This window comes from Solwaraspora sp. WMMB762 (genome assembly GCF_049179115.1).
Classification (GTDB): domain Bacteria; phylum Actinomycetota; class Actinomycetes; order Mycobacteriales; family Micromonosporaceae; genus Micromonospora_E.
In genome coordinates, this window is the sequence record NZ_JBMHMD010000001.1 from 4,921,911 (window position 1) to 4,937,640 (window position 15,730).

A 15,730-nucleotide genomic window follows, 5' to 3' on the forward strand; every position below is an offset into this window, starting at 1 on the left:
GTCAATGCCGCGAGAGTTGTGCTCCCCACCTCATCCAGGGGACCAGGACTCGTCATGGTGGGCGGCAAACTCATCCAGGGCTGCCCGCTCACCCTCGTCGGCTTCGGCGTCCCATCGCCGGTACGCCTTCAGCGCCGAAGCCTCCAGGTAGTCGGCCAGTGCGGCGTTGACGGTCGCGGACATCGTGACCCCGGACGTGCGCTGGACATGAGCGGTGAGCATCCGGTCGACCTCGGGGCATATGGATAGAGTGCGTTCGATCGCCCACGTCATACCGCCGGAAGCTACCGGAATGCGGGCCAGTGCTCCGGCCTTCAGGCCGGGGGTGAAGGCCCGCGCTGGGAGGGGCCGCCCGGGCCCGAGCAGTGCTCTAACCTGGCCGGTTCTGCTGCTCGATGTACTGCGTCACGATGCTCAGTGGCGCGCCGCCGACGGAGCCGGCGAAGTACGAGCCCGACCAGAGAGTTTGTTGGCCCGGTGGTAGTGGAGTGCGAGGTCGGGGAATTCCTGCCGGGGGTGGCGCGACGGGACTCCCTTGAGTGAGTTGACCAGGCGGGAAACGGCGACTTTGGGTGGGTGGTCGACCAGCAGGTGGACGTGGTTGTCCTCGCCGTTGAACTCGACCAGCTCGGCCTCGAAGTCGCGGCACACGTCCCGCATGATCGCCTCCATGCGGGTCAGGTGCCGGTCGGCGAACACCGTGTGCCGGAACTCGTCACGAAAACCAAGTGAACATGCATCGCGAAAACGCAGTGCCTGCCGGTACGGATACCCTCACCTTCTGCCATAGACCAACATGATATCGTGTGGTTCGTGCAGCTCCGGTACCAGTTCCGGGCCTACCCGACACCCGGCCAGCAGATCGCGCTGGCCCGGGCGTTCGGATGCGCCCGGGTGGTGTTCAACGACGGGCTGCGCGCACGGCGGACCGCCCGCGAGCAGGGCCTGCCGTACGTGTCGGACGCCGAGCTGTCCAGGCGGGTCATCACGCGGGCCAAGGCGACTCCGGAGCGGGCGTGGCTGGGCGAGGTGTCGGCGGTGGTGTTGCAGCAGGCCCTCGCGGACCTCAACGCCGCGTACCGCACCTTCTTCGCCTCGATCACGGGCAGACGCAAGGGTGCGAAGGTGGCGCCGCCGAGGTTCCGGTCCCGTAAGGACAACCGGCAGGCCATCCGTTTCACCCGTAATTCCCGGTTCACGGTGCTGGACAACGGTCGTCTGCGGCTGCCGAAGATCGGCGACCTGGCGGTGCGCTGGTCCCGGATGTTGCCGTCGGACCCGTCGTCCGTGACGGTCATCCGGGACGCCGCCGGGCGGTATTTCGCCTCGTTCGTCGTGCGGACCAGCGAGGACGAGCCGCTGCCCGAGGTGGACGCCGAGGTGGGGATCGATCTGGGGCTGACGCACTTCGCGGTCATGTCGGACGGCACGAAGGTGGCCGCGCCCAGGTTCCTGCGCCGCGCGGCCCGCAAACTGAAACGGCTGCAGCAGGCCCTGTCGCGCAAACAGCGGGGCAGCAACCGCCGTGGGAAGGCTGTCGTGAAGGTCGCCAGGGCGCACGCCCGGGTGGCCGACACCCGGCGGGACTGGCAGCACAAGCTGTCCACGACGATCATCCGTGAGAATCAAGCGGTGTACGTCGAGGATCTGTGTGTCGTCGGTCTCGGCCGGACCCGGCTGGCGAAGTCGGTGCACGACGCGGGATGGTCGTCGTTCGTCGGCATGCTGGAGTACAAGGCGGCGAGATACGGGCGTACCTTCGGCCGGGTGGACCGGTGGCTCCCGTCCACCCGGATGTGCTCGGACTGCGGCCGGATCAACGACAGGATGGCGTTGAACGTGCGGTCGTGGGTCTGTCCGTGTGGCGGTCACCACGATCGGGATGTCAACGCGGCGATCAACATCAAGGCCGCCGGGCAGGCGGACTTCAACGACCGTGGAGCGCGGGTAGGACCGGGACCTGTCCCGGCACCGCGCGGTGAAACGGTAACCCACCAGAACGCCGCGCGTGTCACGCGCGGCGTGGCTGGAATCGCCGCCGTTTAGGGCGGCGAGGATGTCAACACCTGACAGTGGTAGCAGTCGCAGCTGAGGTGCGCCGAATCGTCAACCAGCAACCGTAGGCCTGTGCAGACCCGGATGCACCTACTACGAATGTTCTCGATCAAGTTCCTCTTTACTTCCAAGTTGCCGCTGGGACCGCTCGGCGACTTCCCCGGAGACCCTACCCATCATCGATCTCGCCCGGCCGAGAGCCTGCATACCGAAGCGACTAGCGGCACCAACACTCTCCGCCCCAGTCTCAAAAACCTTGCCCTTCACCTCAGCGCCGGTGTCGAGAACCTTGGCGCCCACCTCGGACCCCGTTTCGAGGACCTTGTCGCGCGCTTCCACGGCCGCGTCGAGCCATCGCCGGGCATCCCGTGACCGGCGGTTGCGTTCAACGCCGAGCCGGCCGTTGAAGTCGACGACGATCGTCGCGACGTGATTGGTCGACCGCACCACGGCGCGTGATGAGGTCGGGTTGAGCAGCACCTTCGCGTTGGCAGTGCCGGCGGCTGCGTCCATCCGGGCCATCAGGCGTTCGGTGGTGCGGAGGATGAGCTCGAGGCGCTTCTGCCGGGCGATCCGGATAGCGACACGATGCTCTTCCAACTCATGCGCGGACGCGTCCAGCACCCGATCGAGTTCGAGAACGGCGACCGCGTCCTGGAGCTGGAAGCAGCGGGCCAGGACAGCGAGCCACTCCTGAACCTTGACCTCGGCTTCCTTCGACGTCGTGGCCAGGTCACCAACGTTTGCGGTCTCGAGTTTCTCGGCGATAGCGTCGAGCTGCCGCAACGCGTACGCCTGGGTCCGAGCCAGTGGCACCGGCGTTGCCTGCACCTTTGACCAGGTGACCTCGGAAACCCTGCCCACTTGCTCCCGGATCGTCAGGGCCTCGTCGATGACGAGCTCTACCCCGATCATGTCGGCCACCACCGCGTCAGTCTGAGCGCGGAGCACGGCGTCGACCTTCGCGTCGATCACGGCGAGATAGTCGGTGATCTCGTCCATGCTCTGTTTCATCGCGAGTTGCGCCATGAGGCCAGCGGCCCCGGTCAGGATCGCCGGGTTTGTCAGCATCGCGCTCGGGGTCTGCACGATCTCGAGCAGGCCGGTGATCCTGCCGTGGTCGGTCAGCACGGCACGGCTGAGACCGTTCTCCGAGCCGCTCATCAGGTTGTACTTCTTCATCGCCTGGGCGGACTCCGCGGACAGCTGGACCCATCGGCCGGACTGCTCGGAGATCTCAGCCCCGGCTTTGGCGATCTTGGATCCGGCGCCGAGGGCGCCGCTGAGCCGTTTCAGCCCGAGGTCTTTCGACGGCAGCCGCTCCGCAGTGAGGAAACGATCGACAGCCGCCGGATGCCCGATGACCGCCAGGCCATCGCCGTCACTGATCAGCTGAATCTCGTTCTCCAACGCATCGCTCCTCGAAGTAGGGCACAGATCGGCATCACGCTATGTCGTCTTAACCAGCCTCACCATGGTCCGCTCGTATCGATTTCCTCGGAAGTGGACGATGTCGTGCAGACACGCCTGCCTTGAGCTACGGGTTGGCTGGCCTGCACGGCCGGCGACAGCTCCGCAGCTGACTAGGCTTGGTCACGGGTCGGAAAGTCGGGTCGATCAGAACGACACGATGATGCCGACCATCGGGGGGCGGCGTATCCGGAGCAGGCGAGCGAACCAGTTCCCTGCCCGTGCCATGACGTACCGGCGGGCCAGCAGCTTGCGGGCCAGCGCCGACCCGTCGCCGTCCAGCAACCAAGCCGTTCCCGTCACACCCGGCGCGTCCGGTGCCACCGCCCCGCGTAAGGAACACGGCTGCACCCGAACCTGCGGGTTGTTCCGGATCCGCTTGACCTTGCCCGAGCCCGCTTCGGTCACGATCCAGAGTTCGGCACCGTGCGGTACGTGCCAGACCGGTGTGGCCACCGGGGTGCCGTCCTTGCGGTAGGTGGTCAGGCTGATGTACCGGCTACGGGCGATCTCATCGGCCACGGTCACCGGGTCAGCGTAGCGAGTCGTGTCCGGTCGCGCCCGCTGATCAAGCAGACATGCGGTCCGTCGAAAGTGGCCATCCTCTGGTCAGAGAGCGGCGGCGATGCAGGCGGCGACGAAGAGCACCTGCAGCAGCGTGCGCGGAACCAGGGGCGTGACCGGCCGATCGGCAATCTTGAGCTGACGCCGTGCCGCCGACACGTTGGCTGGGAACATCGCCAGGAGGAGGAGCGCGAGGCAGATCGCCGCGACCGGCGCGGTCGACGGGATCGCGAGGCCGACGGCTCCGGCCAGCTCCAGGACCCCGGTGATGGTGACCAGCAGCGGTGCCCGGGGCAGCCTCGGCGGCACCATCGCGATGAGTGAGTCGCGCCGCTTCGCACTGAAGTGGGCCACACCGGTGAGCACAAACATGAGGGCCAGTCCACCACGCAGCGCCGGCTGCCAGTTGTCGAGCGCGTCGATGCCGAGCAGTCCAGTCATGCGCAGGACCAGCCAGCCGCCGATGAGGGCGATCAGGGGAGCCATCGCGTACCTCCATATCTTGTCATTGACAAGATAGCGTCTAGCGCGCGCATCTTGTCAATGACAAGTTGGGCTTGCCGCATGAGTCCGTACCTTCACGGGGTGCTGCACCGGCGCATCACTTCGATGATCGGACCGGCCTGCTCACCGTGATCGCCGCAGAGGGGTCCGACCGACAGCCGGATCACCGGCCAGGTTGTCCCTCGCCGACGGGCCGGCGGCGCCGGAGGCGCGTCGGTCTACTTACTTTGGCCGCCGATGGGGCGTTCCGGGTGGCTTCGCGGTCGGAAAGTCGGGTCGATCAGAACGACACGATGATGCCGACCATCGGTGGGCGGCGTCGCCCTCGCACGGGGCGGCATGCACGAAGACCGGGCCGATCTCGCGGTAGGCGCCGGCGGTGCCCTCGGGGCGGTATGCGATGAGGGCGAGGTGCTCACCGGCGCGAGCCTCACGCAGGCAGCACCGCAGCGGGGCGCCGTCCTCTTCGGCGACGAACGCCTCGAAGCGCTCACCCGCATCGTCGGCACCGTCATGGCGCATAGCCTTCAGCCGCTCGGGTGGGATCGGGAAAATGACGAAGCTCATGCTCTCTACGATGGTGGCGGCGGACGGCAAAGTCTGGCGGAAATCGGCTGCGGCGTATCGAGTTGGCTGCGATGCGGCCGGTCGACGATGACGGAGATCGTCCCGCCGTGCCTGTTCCTGGTCACGGATGAGCGCGGTAGAGCTTCCTATGGCAGGTCGGCGGCGGGTCCGTGGACGAAGGGCCGGCGACGTCCCTGGCTTGGCTCGTTGAGTAGGACACCGTCAGTAGAACTCCGCCGGAAGGAACCACTGACGAGACGATCACCCGAGCCGTCGGTGGCCGCTGCTGACGACAGCCGCTACCACTCGCCACGGTAACCACCCAGGAAGGCCGACACTGCGGCGTGCACGACGAGTTGATCGGTCGGTACGACACGGGAGGCGGGGGACAGGAGAAGCAGCCGTATATCACCGTGCGTCACCGCCGGTGATGGACGCCAGTCCACCCGGAGCGGCAGATTCGGGTGGACTGGCGGCTTCAGGAGGTAGCGCGCTCGGCGAGAGTCGCTGCACCGGGGCCTGAGAGCTCATCGGGCTCAACGGGGCGACCGGAGACCGCGAGCAGGAGGGCGAGGGCCGATCCGTGCACCAGCGGTCCGGTTCCACCGTCCACGGGTGCATCGGAGGCGATGATCCGCAGACCACGCGCGCGCTCCCTGCCGCCGCCGATCTTCACGGTCGTGCGAAGTTGGAATTCCAGCGCCTCCGCCACCTGGTCGGCCGGGTAGTCGCCGGTGAGCCCGACCGCCCGCCGGACGTCTTCTCCATGGACGAAGGCCTCGACGAGGCGTGTGGCGATCGCCGCCGGCGGTGTGCTGGTGCGGGTCAGGACGGATCGCAGCGCGTCGAGAGTGTCCTTCGGGTCGTCGCACCGTTCGCGGGCGAGACCGGCGGCGTTCTGGCGGTCGAAGTCGAAGCGGGCAGTCACCATGTGTCGGATGAAGCCGATCCTCGTGGTCTTCGCCGTGTCGACGAGGTGGGCCACGACATCGTGCACGTCCCACTCACCGCAGGCGGTAGGAGCGTTCCACTGCTCTGGCGCGAGAGTCTCCAGGTCGCGGACAAGAGCCGCGCGTTCGTGGTGAACGGCAGTCCAAACATCGGTGCGTCGGGCATCCATGGCACTACTAAAACAGTAGTACACGCTACTAGGCAAGTAGTTACACTGGCTCCGTGGCGACACGAAGGACATACGGCTCGTACAACGACGGCTGCGCTTCCGCCCACGCGCTCGACCTGATCGGAGAGCGGTGGGCCCTCATCGTCGTGCGCGAGCTGTTGCTGGGGCCGAAGCGCTTCGTCGACATTCAGCGCGACATTCCAGGCATCGGCCCCGGAACGCTCTCACGCCGGCTCCAGGACCTGGAAGAGTCCGGCATTGTTGTACGGCGCACCCTGCCCCGCCCCGCCGACGTCACCGTCTACGACCTCACCGAGTGGGGATACGACCTCGAGGCCGTCAACACAGCCCTGTCACGGTGGGCCGTGCGCTCGCCGCGACTGCCGCTGGAGGCGGACATGAGCCCGGACACACTCGTCCTCGCCATGCGGGCGCATGCGTCGCCGGCACCAGCAGGTGAGCCCGTCCGCCGCGTCGCGTTGACCTTGACGGACTCCCGCGCCGCCGGGCAAGAGCCGGTCGAGTACCTCGCGACAGTAGGCCCAGGCGGTACCACGGTGTCGAAGGAACCGATCCCCGACGACGTCGACGCGCGAGTCGAGGCGACGACCCTCGCGTGGAAGGCTCTGGTCATCGGTGGAGCTCCGATCGAGGGTGCCGAAGCGGTCGCCATCATCGGCGACTCCACAGCGGTCCGTGCCCTGCTCGACGCCACCCAGCTAGGGATCTCCCCAGGTGACAGCACGCCGTCCATCCCTTGTCCATAGCGGCAAGATCGCCGGCGCGATTTTCGTCATACCGGTGTTGCTGGCGCTGACGGACACGTCAGGTAACACGCTCCTGCCGGCCCTGCCAGGTACCGTCTGCCGTGCGCCGCTTCCCGAGGTGCGGTCCGCGCTCGATGGACTGGCTTGGGTGGAGATCGACCGTCAGCAGTGAGTCGGTAAGTGCACCCTGATCGCGGCATGAGCGGATCTCGCTGTACCGCCCCGACACCTTCAACCGCCGGAGCGGCCCGTGGCGGCAGGTTCAGATCCGGACGCCGCGATCGGCGACGCTGCTTCGAGTGGAGGGCTCAGGCACGTTATTCGCCCGAATAACGTGCCTGAGCCCTCCACTCGGCGGCGGACCGAGACTCGACGAACCGAGGTGCGCGCTTCTCGGCACGTCCGGACGCTTCACCCGGCGGCAGTCGACTACGCTCCGTCACACCTGGTTCGCGGCATGTGCGCGCACTAGGTTTGGCCTTGGTGAAACGTGCTGGGGCTCGGATCGTCGCCTCGGCTTGCCAATCATGTTCGAGCACGAGACATCTTGATCGCGCAGTTTTGTGCCCGACTACGCCTCGGTCGGCTGGTAGTAGAGCCCGGTCAAGCGTGGCAGGCGTCGTCGCATTTCGGCCTCGTCGTCGAAGTCGAAGTCCCAGTCGCGGTCGAGTTGGGGATACCGGATGCTGTAAGCGTTGGACGGTAGCTCTTGTCCGGTTGCTGCCAGGTGCGCGTTCCAGGCGACGGCGAGGATGTCCTCACACCACAGGTCCTCGCCGTTCGCAGCGGCCTGGACGACGATGGGGTGACCGGCGAGCCAGTCCGGGTCGGCGAGTGCTTCGTTGAACACGGTCTCGCCCTGGGCGATCAGCCAACCGCGGAAGTAGTCGAAGCCGTCGTCGGAGGCACCACCGTTGATCACGTAAGCAGCCGCCCAGAGGTCGACGCGGTAGGACTGGGCGAGCAGATTCCACAGCGGTTGAGCAAAGGCGACGATCTCAGCTGGTTTGCGTTGGCCCAGCAGCGCAACCATCCGTTGTGCCACCTCGTCGGCGTCCAGCGCTGCCTGGCTCAACTCGCTTCGCGCCTGTTCGACCAGGCACCACACGTCACTCACGTTCATGATCGGCGATCGTCGCACGGAGCGGCTCACCGCGCGACGACGGCCTCGATTCCAGGTCGTCGACCCGAACGGAGCAGTGCCCGTACGATCCGAAGGCGTAACGTTGTGTAGCGATCGTTGAGCGGCGTGTCAATACGATGCGCGGATTTCATCGGTGCCCCTTCTGTCCGGATCGTCCGGATGGCTCGATGATCTCCGTGGACCATCCGAGCGGCAGAGTTCTGTTGGGACACACCGAGGTCAGGGTGCCGTCAGGGTCGGGTGCGATGTTTGCTGCACCGTCGCTCATCTGGCATTACGTCACTGCCCATTCCTACCGACCGCCGGCCGAGTTCATCAAGGCCGTGGAGCAGTACGACCAGGGCTGGACTTCGGACGCGAGCCACTGGATCCCCCACGATGCCGTTCGTACCACGTTCAACTGATCCGAGGCGCTCGCTGACGCACGCCGCCAGCGCCTTCGGTGCGGCAGAAGCGGATGCTGTGCGGCTGGTCCTATGAAGCTCGGTCTCCGGCACGGCGGCTGGGTGGGCCAGCCTGTCACACCTTCAATATGTCCACGTCGTACACCGCTATCGACGCGTCACGGGAGGCGAGCGTCATCCCCTCGACGGCTGCCTGTGCCACCAGCATTCTGTCGAAGGGGTCTCGGTGATGCGCGGGTAGGCGACCGGCCGCGATCGCGTGAGCGTGGGTCACCGGCAGTTCGACGAAGCCCATGTTCCGTACCTGTTCGGCGAGGTCGGTCGGGCCGGCGAGCTTTCCAGTGGCCTGCTTGATGGTGATCTCCCACAGGCTGACCGGGGACAGGAAGATGTCCGGGTCGTGGCGGAGCCGGTCGAGAAGGTCGTCGCCGAGGGTGGCGTCGCCGGTGATGGCCCAGAGCGCGACGTGGGTGTCGAGCAGCAGACTCATGCGCCGATGCCGAAGTCGGCGGCGATCTCGGCATTGGTCTGGGGCGAATCCCAGTCCCCGGACAGGTCCAGCTGTCCGGCGAGTGAGCCGACCGCGGTCCGGTTGGCCCGGCGCACCAACGGCACCACCTTCGCCACCGGGGTACCTGCCCGGTCGATGATGATCTCCTCGCCGCGTTCCACCCGCTCGATGATGCGCGAGAGGTGGGTCTTGGCGTCGTGCATGTTGTAGTGCGCGGCCTCAGCTGACATGACTAGACCTCCTAGTTAGCTAGCAGCTTAGTCCGCTCAGGTGTGGAGGCGCTACGATTCGCCAGATCGCGACCCGCAGTGTCAGGCCGGGCCGTGTTCGGGTGTGAAGAAGCGCCGGCCCTGCTGCAGCAGGGCCGGCGCTTCGACGGTGTCTGGGCGGAGGGTAGGCGCGGCTGGTCAGTGGTGGTGCTTGGTCAGCTCGACGAAGGAGCGCCAGGCGGACGGGCGGAAGGCCAGGGTGCCGCCGTCGCGGTCCTTGGTGTCCCGGACCAGCACCCGGCCGGGCAGGTTGTCGGCCACCTCGACGCAGTTGCCGGATGCACCGTTCGACCGAGACGACTTCCGCCACGCTGGTTCATTGATCACTGGATCATCCTTAACATCAGGTCTCGGGTCTGGTCGGCGGACAGCGCCAACTCGTTGACTGCTTCCCAGATTAGTTCCAGTTCGAGTACGTCACCAGCGGTGGTGGCGAGGCGTCCACGCAGCAGATCGTCCAGGTAGCCGACCCGCCTCCCGTCGCCCATGGTGGCCAGTGCCAGCGGCCCACTGAGACCGGCGTGGAGCCCGGCCGACTCGGGGACCGCCCGGATCCGGACGGTCGGCCGGTGACCGAGGTCGACCAGGTGGGCAAGCTGGTCCTTCATCACCTCGCGTGGACCGCGACGCAACGCCGTCTCCTCGACCAGGACCACCAGGTCGACCGGGGGATCGCGGTCCAGCACCGCGCGCTGTCGCTCTTGACGGGTCGCAATCACCTCCTCGAGCCGGCCCCGGTTGGACGGCACGCCAGTGAAGACCTGCCGCATGTACGCCTCGGTCTGCAGCAGGCCAGGGACCAGCGTGGGCTCCCAGGCCCGCAGCAACACCGCGCGTCGCTCGTGATCGACCCAGGAGCGCAGCCACGGCTGGCGGTCCTCTCTGCCCTCCCTGGACAGCTGCTGAAGCTGGTTACCGGAGTTCAGTAACTTGTCGAGATCCTTCGCGGTGTCCTCCTTCGGCACCAGCCGGCCGGTCTCGAAGCTGGCGATGAGCGACTTCGACACGCCTACCGCTTTGGCCAACTGAGTCTGGTTCATGCGCTGAGACAGCCGGAGCCGACGAAGCTCCACAGGTAGTTCAGTCATGTTTATAACCTCCAATAACTCGGGCTCATCTTTACCTCTGCGACTTTCATATTGCCCTATGTCTGGGTGGGAGTCCAGGGTGGATCACGACGGGAAATTGACCCGATGAGTGAGGGGGGTCGACGGTGGAGGTGGGCGCGCTCGTCGGGGCGGCGCTGCTCGGCTTCTGCGCCGGGCTGTGGTCGTTCAAAGTGAAGTCCAGATGGTGCCCCAGCTGCGGGCGTGCGACCTGGCCGATGGAGCGGGGCGCCGACGGTGTCCAGCGGCCACGTGGCGATGGAAGGCCCGGTGGATAGCCGGCTGCTGCCGACGCCGGAGCCGAATGCAGGGGACGTGCTGTTGATCGGCCAGGAAGCGAGCATGCAGTTCGCCGGCAACCGGAGAATTCGATTTCGTGTCATCTCGGTGGACCGGAAACCGACCTACGACGGTTGGATCTGGCTCACCGGCTACGTCATAGACGAACGCGGTTACGCTGCCGAGCGGCGGGAGATCTTCGTGCAACGCGATGGACTCTACCTACTGGCCAAACGGCAGTCGACGTGACAATTGATCAAGGAGAGAAAAGATGATCACCGAGATGGTACGGGACTGGTGGCTGCGCTGGCTCGACTGGCGTTCCGGCCGGTCCACGGCGTCCAGGCGCCTCGAATACCTGCGCCGCGAACGGCTCGGACAACAGCAACGCAGCCGTACGACGGCCCGGCACCGCCGGCTCGACGGCAACCGGGGACGCCACTGGTCGGCGGAGGCAACCGTCCTGGTCCCGACGCTGCGGCCGCTGATGACGTACGGCCAACAACTCGGCTACCGACTGCCGCCGCACCGCATGACCTGACCAGCTGCCGCCGCGGCATGAGCAGAGGTCTGATCACTTGGGCGCGGGTCGAGTCCACGTCAGGGCGGGGTTGCCGTGCGGGTTCCCGTCGCCGCAGGGCCAAGGTCCGCTATCTAGGCTGGCGAGGCCACTGTCGCGGAAGATGAGCAGCTCGTCCTTCAAACTGAAGAGGACGTGACCGTCGTCAAGTAGCAGGATTCTGCTCATCACCGCGCGATCGTCGTCCTGGGCGAACAGCGTCCGGGCCTGAAGGTCGGGGCTGATGGCCAGGAGCTTGCCGTCGCGCCACAGAACCGCAGTGCCGTCGGCGTCCAGCGCCGGGTAGCTGGTGTAGTAGCCGCTCAGTGGCGGGCCGTCGGTCAGGGAGCCATCGGAGTTGAGAACGCGGAACCGAGAACGGGACGGGAGAATGTTCTCCGACTCGGCACCGCTGATGACGCCACGGTGGTCAACGAGCAACATGCCGTGGCTGGGCCAGGTCTGCCCACGGTGGCCCTCTGAGTCGTAGTACACCGTCGTGAACGCGCCGTAGCCTTGTTGGCCGATCAAGAAGGCCCCAGGCCCGGCGATGGCTTTGTGCACGTATGGGCCTGGCGCGGTGGTGGTGATTATCCGGCCAGTGTCGGTGTCGAGGATGGCGCAGACGCCGATGCCGCTCCTGCCATCGCCGATGCCGACCAGTGTCCGGTGGGCGGAGACCAGCAGCGGCTCCCGGTAGTCGACCTGGATCGTGCGTGGCCGCCACGGCTTCTTCGGACGGAGCTGCCAGTCGGTGTGTACGCCGGCTTCCACAACGCCGGGGAAGGACAGCTCCGAGAGCGGAAGCGATGTGGACCAGTCGGTGGCGCCAGTCTGGCTGTGGCGAGCGACGCGGGCGGTCGCGCCAGGTGGAATGTGGTGGCGAGGGCTGGCGGGTAGCCAGATTACGCAGAAGCCGTCAGGCAACAGGACGAACGCGCCGAGGTGTTCGTGGGCTTCATGTTCAGGGACCACCGAGCGGACAACCTGGCCGTCGCGGCTCACCTCGGTAAAAGCCTGACCGGTGGGGGCGCGGTGCGCCAGCCATACCGTGCCGACCGGGGTGACCCGAGGCGGCCGGGGATGCCCCTCGAAGGTGCGCTGCCATAGGACCCTGCCTGTGGGGTCGACGGCGGTAAGCACCGTACCGTCGAGATCGCGTCCGTTGTAGCTGATCACGAAGACCGGGTCGCCCGAACCTTCGGCAGCTAGGCCCCAGACCTGTCCCGGCATGACGACACGGTCTGGGCCCATCGTGGTGATCCCTCCGACCGATTGCTGCCAGCACGATAGCGCCCACGACGCGCACTCCAACAGACCGACCTGGCGATGGCGATCGACGGCAGATCGGTGCGCCCGGCCAGCCGCTTGCTCCGTACTGCTGCGGCCAAGCGATACTCAGTGCCGTGAAGGACGAGGCGTTCGCCGCAGCGGCCGAGGAAGTCCTGCACTCCGTCTCGGACAACCCTCTCACTCTACGTTCACAGCGACGCAGCCTGGTCCCGCGAGAGTTTCTGCGGGCGCTGGCGACGGCTGCAGCAGACTGGCCCCACACGCCTCCGGAGATCTGGTACGGCGAGATCATGCAGAGCAGTTTCTGGGCGTTGGTTCATGGATCGCCCCCGCCATCTCCCGACGAGGACGAGAAGTCGGCAGCCGAGACGCTGGCCTTCGGGGTCATGCTGAGCATGATCAGCATGGACCGTGGCGGGCATCACCATGCAGCCGAGCTCTGCGAACTGACACTGGACTACATGGTCACCCTGCCGGCGTGGAGCGGGGTCGAGGTCAGCTTCCACTGACCTACCAGACAAGGCACCGAAATGGATGTCAGCCAGGCCGACCGTGCCTGACTCAGCGCAGGGTGCGGCTGGTCGCGATGGCGGCGTACCGGGCGGTGCTCGGTTTCGGGGTCCGCGCGAACGTCTCCCGGTCGACGGTGTGCAGGCCGAAGTGGAAGCGGTAGCCGGCCGCCCACTCGAAGTTGTCCAGCAGCGTCCAGCGGCAGTAGCCGAGCACCGGTACGCCGTCGTCGATCGCGTCGAGCAGGCCGGCCAGCGACGGCTCGATGAAGGCCGCCCGCAGGGCGTCGTCGTCCACACCGACGCCGTGTTCGGTCACGAAGACCGGCACCCCGCTGACCTGGTACGCGTACCGCACCGCACCGCCGAGTGACGTCGGGTCGATCGCCGAGCCCAGCTGGTGCAGGGTGGCCCCGGGCAGCGGCGGCAACAACCTGTCCGCGTCGTAGACGGCACTCTCGTAGTTCTGGATGCCGACGAAGTCGTCGTCGCTGGCCAGCCGCAGCCAGTGGTCGTACACCTCGGCGCGCTTGCGGTCGCGCAGCGTGGCGTCGTCGCCGGCCACCCGGTCGTCGACGATGGCGATCGACAGCCCCACCGGCAGGTCGGGCCGCCTGGCCTTGAGCGCTTCCCGGGCGGCGAGGTGACCGGCCGTCATGCCGTCGCGCATCGCGTCGAACTCCTCCGGCAGCATGATGTTGCTGACCCGGTACCGGGGCACCCCGGCGGCGGCGCTGGCCGCCTCCAGGGTGGCCAGTTCCAACTTCTGCACCGACTCCGGCACGTCCGCCCAGGACAGCAGCTGCGGCAGGTTCGGCTCGTTGAGGGTGACGGCCATGGTGATCCGGTCACCGAAGTGGCGCATCACCTGGTCGCAGTAGCGGGCGAACAGCTCGGGCGCGGCCGGGTCCAGCCAGCCGCCGCGCGCGGCGAACCAGTGCGGGCAGGTCATGTGGTTGAGCGTCACCACCGCGGCCAGGCCCCGCCGCGCACAACTGTCGACGATCGCCGCGTAGTGGTCCAACGCCTCGGTGGAAAAGCCGCCCTCCTCCGGCTCGACCCGGGCCCACTCCACGGAGAACCGGAAGGCGCCCAGCCCCATCGCCTGCACCAGGTCAAGGTCGTCGCGCCACAGCTGCCAGCTGTTGCAGGCCCGGCCGGACCGCTCGGCGAAGACCGTCGGTGCGACGTTCTCCAGGTGCCAGGTGTCGCTGCTGGTGTTGTCGCCCTCGGTCTGGTGACCGGAGGTGGCGACACCGAAAAGGAAGCCGTCCGGGAAGCGTCTCATGGATGGTCGTCATTGCCTGCCGGACCGAGTCCGTCCAGGACGGGTATGCACATCGTCACCGCACGACACCTCGAAGGTTTGCAAGCGATGGTTTGCGCAAACGTACACTTGCGTTATGGTAGCCCGATGCCAACCCTGCTCGTCGGACCTGGCCCGGACCTCGACTCTGCCTTTGCCGCCCTCGGCGACCCCGTCCGTCGTGCCCTGGTGACCCGCCTCACCCGGGGCGACGCCACGGTCGGCGAACTTGCTGAGCCGTTCGACCTGACCCCACAGGCGATCTCCCACCATGTCGGCGTCCTGCGGCGGTGTGGCCTCGTCGAGCAGCGGCGCGAGGGCACCCGGCGCCCCTGCCGGCTCAGAGTCGACCAGCTCTCGCGGCTCGGCACCTGGATCGACGAGCAACGCCGTGCCTGGGACGACCGGCTCGACCACCTCGAACAGCACCTCGCCGAGCAGCATGACACCGAGAGCGGATCGGGCCAGTGAGTGCCAGCGCGGAACTCCACGACGACGAACTGATCGCCAAGCGCCATCTCCCGGCGGAGCCCGAACGGGTCTGGATCGCCTTCACCTCACCGACGGGCATCGCGGCCTTCTGGGGCGGTTCGCACGCAACGGTGCCGCCAGAGTCCGTGCTCGTCGACCTGCGTCCCGGCGGAGAGTTCGCCCTCGACACCCGCGCACCGGACGGCGCGACCCGCCGACTCCGGTTCGTCTACGTCAGCGTCTCCGCGCCGCACGAACTCGTATTCGACGAGCCAGTCACCGGCCTACGTACCACCGTCAGCATCCGGCCCGCCGACGGCGGCACCGATCTCACGGTCCACCAGCGTCGACTCCCCGCCGAGCTGCGTACCGCACAGGCAGCTACCGGGCTCGCCTCGATCCTCGATGCCCTCGCCGCACACCTGCAGCAGGACGATGCCACCCCAGGACGGAGCACACGATGACCCAGCCAACCCAGCGCCACCTCGTCGCGGAGTACTTCGAAGGATTCCGCACGAGCGACCACCCGCGAATCCTCGCGACCCTCACCGACGACGTCCAGTGGGTCATCCACGGCCACCGGACCACCTGCGGCAAGGCAGAGTTCGACGGCGAGATCGAGAATCCGGCGTTCACCGGCAGCCCCGAGCTCGACCTCCAGCGCACTTACGAGGACGGACCGGTCGTCGTCACCACCGGAGAGGGTCGCAGCACCAGCGTCGAGCATGGACCGTTTCGCTTCGCCTTCAACGACCTGTTCACGTTCCGGGACGGGCTCATCGCCCGCGTCGACTCCTACGTCGTCCCGCTGCCCTGACACAGCCGAAAGGTC

At 67.0% G+C, this 15,730-nt stretch carries 23 protein-coding genes and 1 pseudogene; 10 read left to right on the top strand and 14 right to left on the bottom strand.

The window, feature by feature from the left end; translation table 11 throughout:
• Nucleotides 1-30: 30 nt before the first annotated feature.
• Together ACN27J_RS21900 and tnpA are read right to left on the bottom strand one after the other, a co-directional pair.
• Entirely contained in the window at nucleotides 31-222 is a 192-nt protein-coding gene (locus tag ACN27J_RS21900; RefSeq protein WP_421369066.1) for a hypothetical protein, read from the bottom strand.
• Nucleotides 223-370: 148 nt separating this feature from the next.
• A pseudogene (tnpA, locus tag ACN27J_RS21905) lies at nucleotides 371-788 on the bottom strand (IS200/IS605 family transposase).
• A 25-nt stretch (nucleotides 789-813) separates the two neighbouring features.
• On the opposite strand from tnpA, the gene ACN27J_RS21910 reads away from it, so the two are divergent.
• Nucleotides 814-2,046 (top strand): RNA-guided endonuclease InsQ/TnpB family protein, encoded by a 1,233-nt coding sequence (locus ACN27J_RS21910; RefSeq protein ID WP_421369069.1) that lies wholly within the window; start codon nucleotides 814-816, stop codon nucleotides 2,044-2,046.
• A gap of 102 nt (nucleotides 2,047-2,148) precedes the next feature.
• On the opposite strand, the gene ACN27J_RS21915 is transcribed toward ACN27J_RS21910, so the two are convergent.
• From ACN27J_RS21915 to ACN27J_RS21935, 5 genes are all read right to left on the bottom strand, one after another.
• Complete coding sequence (locus tag ACN27J_RS21915; protein WP_421369072.1) at nucleotides 2,149-3,465, bottom strand: hypothetical protein; 1,317 nt, start codon at nucleotides 3,463-3,465, stop codon at nucleotides 2,149-2,151.
• A 207-nt stretch (nucleotides 3,466-3,672) separates the two neighbouring features.
• Nucleotides 3,673-4,053 (bottom strand): PPOX class F420-dependent oxidoreductase, encoded by a 381-nt coding sequence (locus tag ACN27J_RS21920; protein ID WP_421369075.1) that lies wholly within the window; start codon nucleotides 4,051-4,053, stop codon nucleotides 3,673-3,675.
• Nucleotides 4,054-4,134: 81 nt separating this feature from the next.
• The gene (locus ACN27J_RS21925; RefSeq protein ID WP_421369077.1) at nucleotides 4,135-4,575 is read right to left on the bottom strand and encodes a DoxX family protein; all 441 of its coding nucleotides are present in this window, start codon (nucleotides 4,573-4,575) and stop codon (nucleotides 4,135-4,137) included.
• A gap of 240 nt (nucleotides 4,576-4,815) precedes the next feature.
• Complete coding sequence (locus ACN27J_RS21930; RefSeq protein ID WP_421369080.1) at nucleotides 4,816-5,160, bottom strand: DUF1203 domain-containing protein; 345 nt, start codon at nucleotides 5,158-5,160, stop codon at nucleotides 4,816-4,818.
• Between the two features lie 478 nt (nucleotides 5,161-5,638).
• Entirely contained in the window at nucleotides 5,639-6,280 is a 642-nt protein-coding gene (locus tag ACN27J_RS21935) for a maleylpyruvate isomerase family mycothiol-dependent enzyme (RefSeq protein WP_421369082.1), read from the bottom strand.
• Nucleotides 6,281-6,333: 53 nt separating this feature from the next.
• Here ACN27J_RS21935 and ACN27J_RS21940 point away from each other — a divergent pair, with 53 nt between their 5' ends.
• Complete coding sequence (locus ACN27J_RS21940; RefSeq protein ID WP_421369084.1) at nucleotides 6,334-7,047, top strand: winged helix-turn-helix transcriptional regulator; 714 nt, start codon at nucleotides 6,334-6,336, stop codon at nucleotides 7,045-7,047.
• The gene (locus tag ACN27J_RS21945; protein ID WP_421369086.1) at nucleotides 7,016-7,219 is read left to right on the top strand and encodes a hypothetical protein; all 204 of its coding nucleotides are present in this window, start codon (nucleotides 7,016-7,018) and stop codon (nucleotides 7,217-7,219) included. The genes ACN27J_RS21940 and ACN27J_RS21945 overlap by 32 nt, the downstream gene beginning before the upstream one ends.
• 399 nt (nucleotides 7,220-7,618) lie before the next feature.
• Here ACN27J_RS21945 and ACN27J_RS21950 read toward each other — a convergent pair whose 3' ends face one another.
• Nucleotides 7,619-8,170: a DUF4240 domain-containing protein gene (locus ACN27J_RS21950; RefSeq protein ID WP_416550805.1), complete on the bottom strand. Its 552-nt coding sequence runs from the start codon at nucleotides 8,168-8,170 to the stop codon at nucleotides 7,619-7,621.
• 188 nt (nucleotides 8,171-8,358) lie between these two features.
• Between ACN27J_RS21950 and ACN27J_RS21955 the strand changes: the two genes are divergently transcribed.
• Nucleotides 8,359-8,595, top strand: a complete 237-nt coding sequence (locus tag ACN27J_RS21955) for a hypothetical protein (RefSeq protein WP_421369088.1) — start codon at nucleotides 8,359-8,361, stop codon at nucleotides 8,593-8,595.
• A 115-nt stretch (nucleotides 8,596-8,710) separates the two neighbouring features.
• Here ACN27J_RS21955 and ACN27J_RS21960 read toward each other — a convergent pair whose 3' ends face one another.
• The 4 genes from ACN27J_RS21960 to ACN27J_RS21975 all read right to left on the bottom strand — a co-directional run bounded on the left by ACN27J_RS21960 (nucleotide 8,711) and on the right by ACN27J_RS21975 (nucleotide 10,463).
• Nucleotides 8,711-9,085, bottom strand: a complete 375-nt coding sequence (locus tag ACN27J_RS21960; RefSeq protein ID WP_421369090.1) for a type II toxin-antitoxin system VapC family toxin — start codon at nucleotides 9,083-9,085, stop codon at nucleotides 8,711-8,713.
• Nucleotides 9,082-9,336: a type II toxin-antitoxin system Phd/YefM family antitoxin gene (locus ACN27J_RS21965; protein ID WP_421369093.1), complete on the bottom strand. Its 255-nt coding sequence runs from the start codon at nucleotides 9,334-9,336 to the stop codon at nucleotides 9,082-9,084. Before ACN27J_RS21965 ends, ACN27J_RS21960 begins: the two co-directional genes overlap by 4 nt.
• A gap of 177 nt (nucleotides 9,337-9,513) precedes the next feature.
• Complete coding sequence (locus tag ACN27J_RS21970; RefSeq protein WP_421372382.1) at nucleotides 9,514-9,699, bottom strand: DUF397 domain-containing protein; 186 nt, start codon at nucleotides 9,697-9,699, stop codon at nucleotides 9,514-9,516.
• Complete coding sequence (locus ACN27J_RS21975; protein WP_416550802.1) at nucleotides 9,699-10,463, bottom strand: helix-turn-helix domain-containing protein; 765 nt, start codon at nucleotides 10,461-10,463, stop codon at nucleotides 9,699-9,701. Before ACN27J_RS21975 ends, ACN27J_RS21970 begins: the two co-directional genes overlap by 1 nt.
• A gap of 255 nt (nucleotides 10,464-10,718) precedes the next feature.
• Here ACN27J_RS21975 and ACN27J_RS21980 point away from each other — a divergent pair, with 255 nt between their 5' ends.
• Nucleotides 10,719-11,009, top strand: a complete 291-nt coding sequence (locus ACN27J_RS21980; protein WP_421369096.1) for a hypothetical protein — start codon at nucleotides 10,719-10,721, stop codon at nucleotides 11,007-11,009.
• Nucleotides 11,010-11,031: 22 nt separating this feature from the next.
• Entirely contained in the window at nucleotides 11,032-11,301 is a 270-nt protein-coding gene (locus tag ACN27J_RS21985; protein WP_421369098.1) for a hypothetical protein, read from the top strand.
• A 33-nt stretch (nucleotides 11,302-11,334) separates the two neighbouring features.
• Here the strand turns inward: ACN27J_RS21985 and ACN27J_RS21990 are convergent, their stop codons facing one another.
• Entirely contained in the window at nucleotides 11,335-12,552 is a 1,218-nt protein-coding gene (locus ACN27J_RS21990; protein WP_421369101.1) for a hypothetical protein, read from the bottom strand.
• A 173-nt stretch (nucleotides 12,553-12,725) separates the two neighbouring features.
• Between ACN27J_RS21990 and ACN27J_RS21995 the strand changes: the two genes are divergently transcribed.
• Nucleotides 12,726-13,121 (top strand): hypothetical protein, encoded by a 396-nt coding sequence (locus ACN27J_RS21995; RefSeq protein ID WP_421369103.1) that lies wholly within the window; start codon nucleotides 12,726-12,728, stop codon nucleotides 13,119-13,121.
• Nucleotides 13,122-13,173: 52 nt separating this feature from the next.
• Here the strand turns inward: ACN27J_RS21995 and ACN27J_RS22000 are convergent, their stop codons facing one another.
• On the bottom strand, nucleotides 13,174-14,409 hold the full coding sequence (locus tag ACN27J_RS22000; protein WP_421369106.1) for a glycoside hydrolase family 1 protein: 1,236 nt from the start codon (nucleotides 14,407-14,409) through the stop codon (nucleotides 13,174-13,176).
• A 126-nt stretch (nucleotides 14,410-14,535) separates the two neighbouring features.
• Here ACN27J_RS22000 and ACN27J_RS22005 point away from each other — a divergent pair, with 126 nt between their 5' ends.
• The 3 genes from ACN27J_RS22005 to ACN27J_RS22015 are packed head-to-tail and all read left to right on the top strand — an operon-like array spanning nucleotide 14,536 to nucleotide 15,715.
• Nucleotides 14,536-14,898 (top strand): ArsR/SmtB family transcription factor, encoded by a 363-nt coding sequence (locus ACN27J_RS22005; protein ID WP_421369110.1) that lies wholly within the window; start codon nucleotides 14,536-14,538, stop codon nucleotides 14,896-14,898.
• The gene (locus ACN27J_RS22010) at nucleotides 14,895-15,362 is read left to right on the top strand and encodes an SRPBCC family protein (protein WP_421369113.1); all 468 of its coding nucleotides are present in this window, start codon (nucleotides 14,895-14,897) and stop codon (nucleotides 15,360-15,362) included. The genes ACN27J_RS22005 and ACN27J_RS22010 overlap by 4 nt, the downstream gene beginning before the upstream one ends.
• Nucleotides 15,359-15,715 (top strand): nuclear transport factor 2 family protein, encoded by a 357-nt coding sequence (locus ACN27J_RS22015; protein WP_421369116.1) that lies wholly within the window; start codon nucleotides 15,359-15,361, stop codon nucleotides 15,713-15,715. The genes ACN27J_RS22010 and ACN27J_RS22015 overlap by 4 nt, the downstream gene beginning before the upstream one ends.
• The last annotated feature ends 15 nt before the right edge of the window (nucleotides 15,716-15,730 follow it).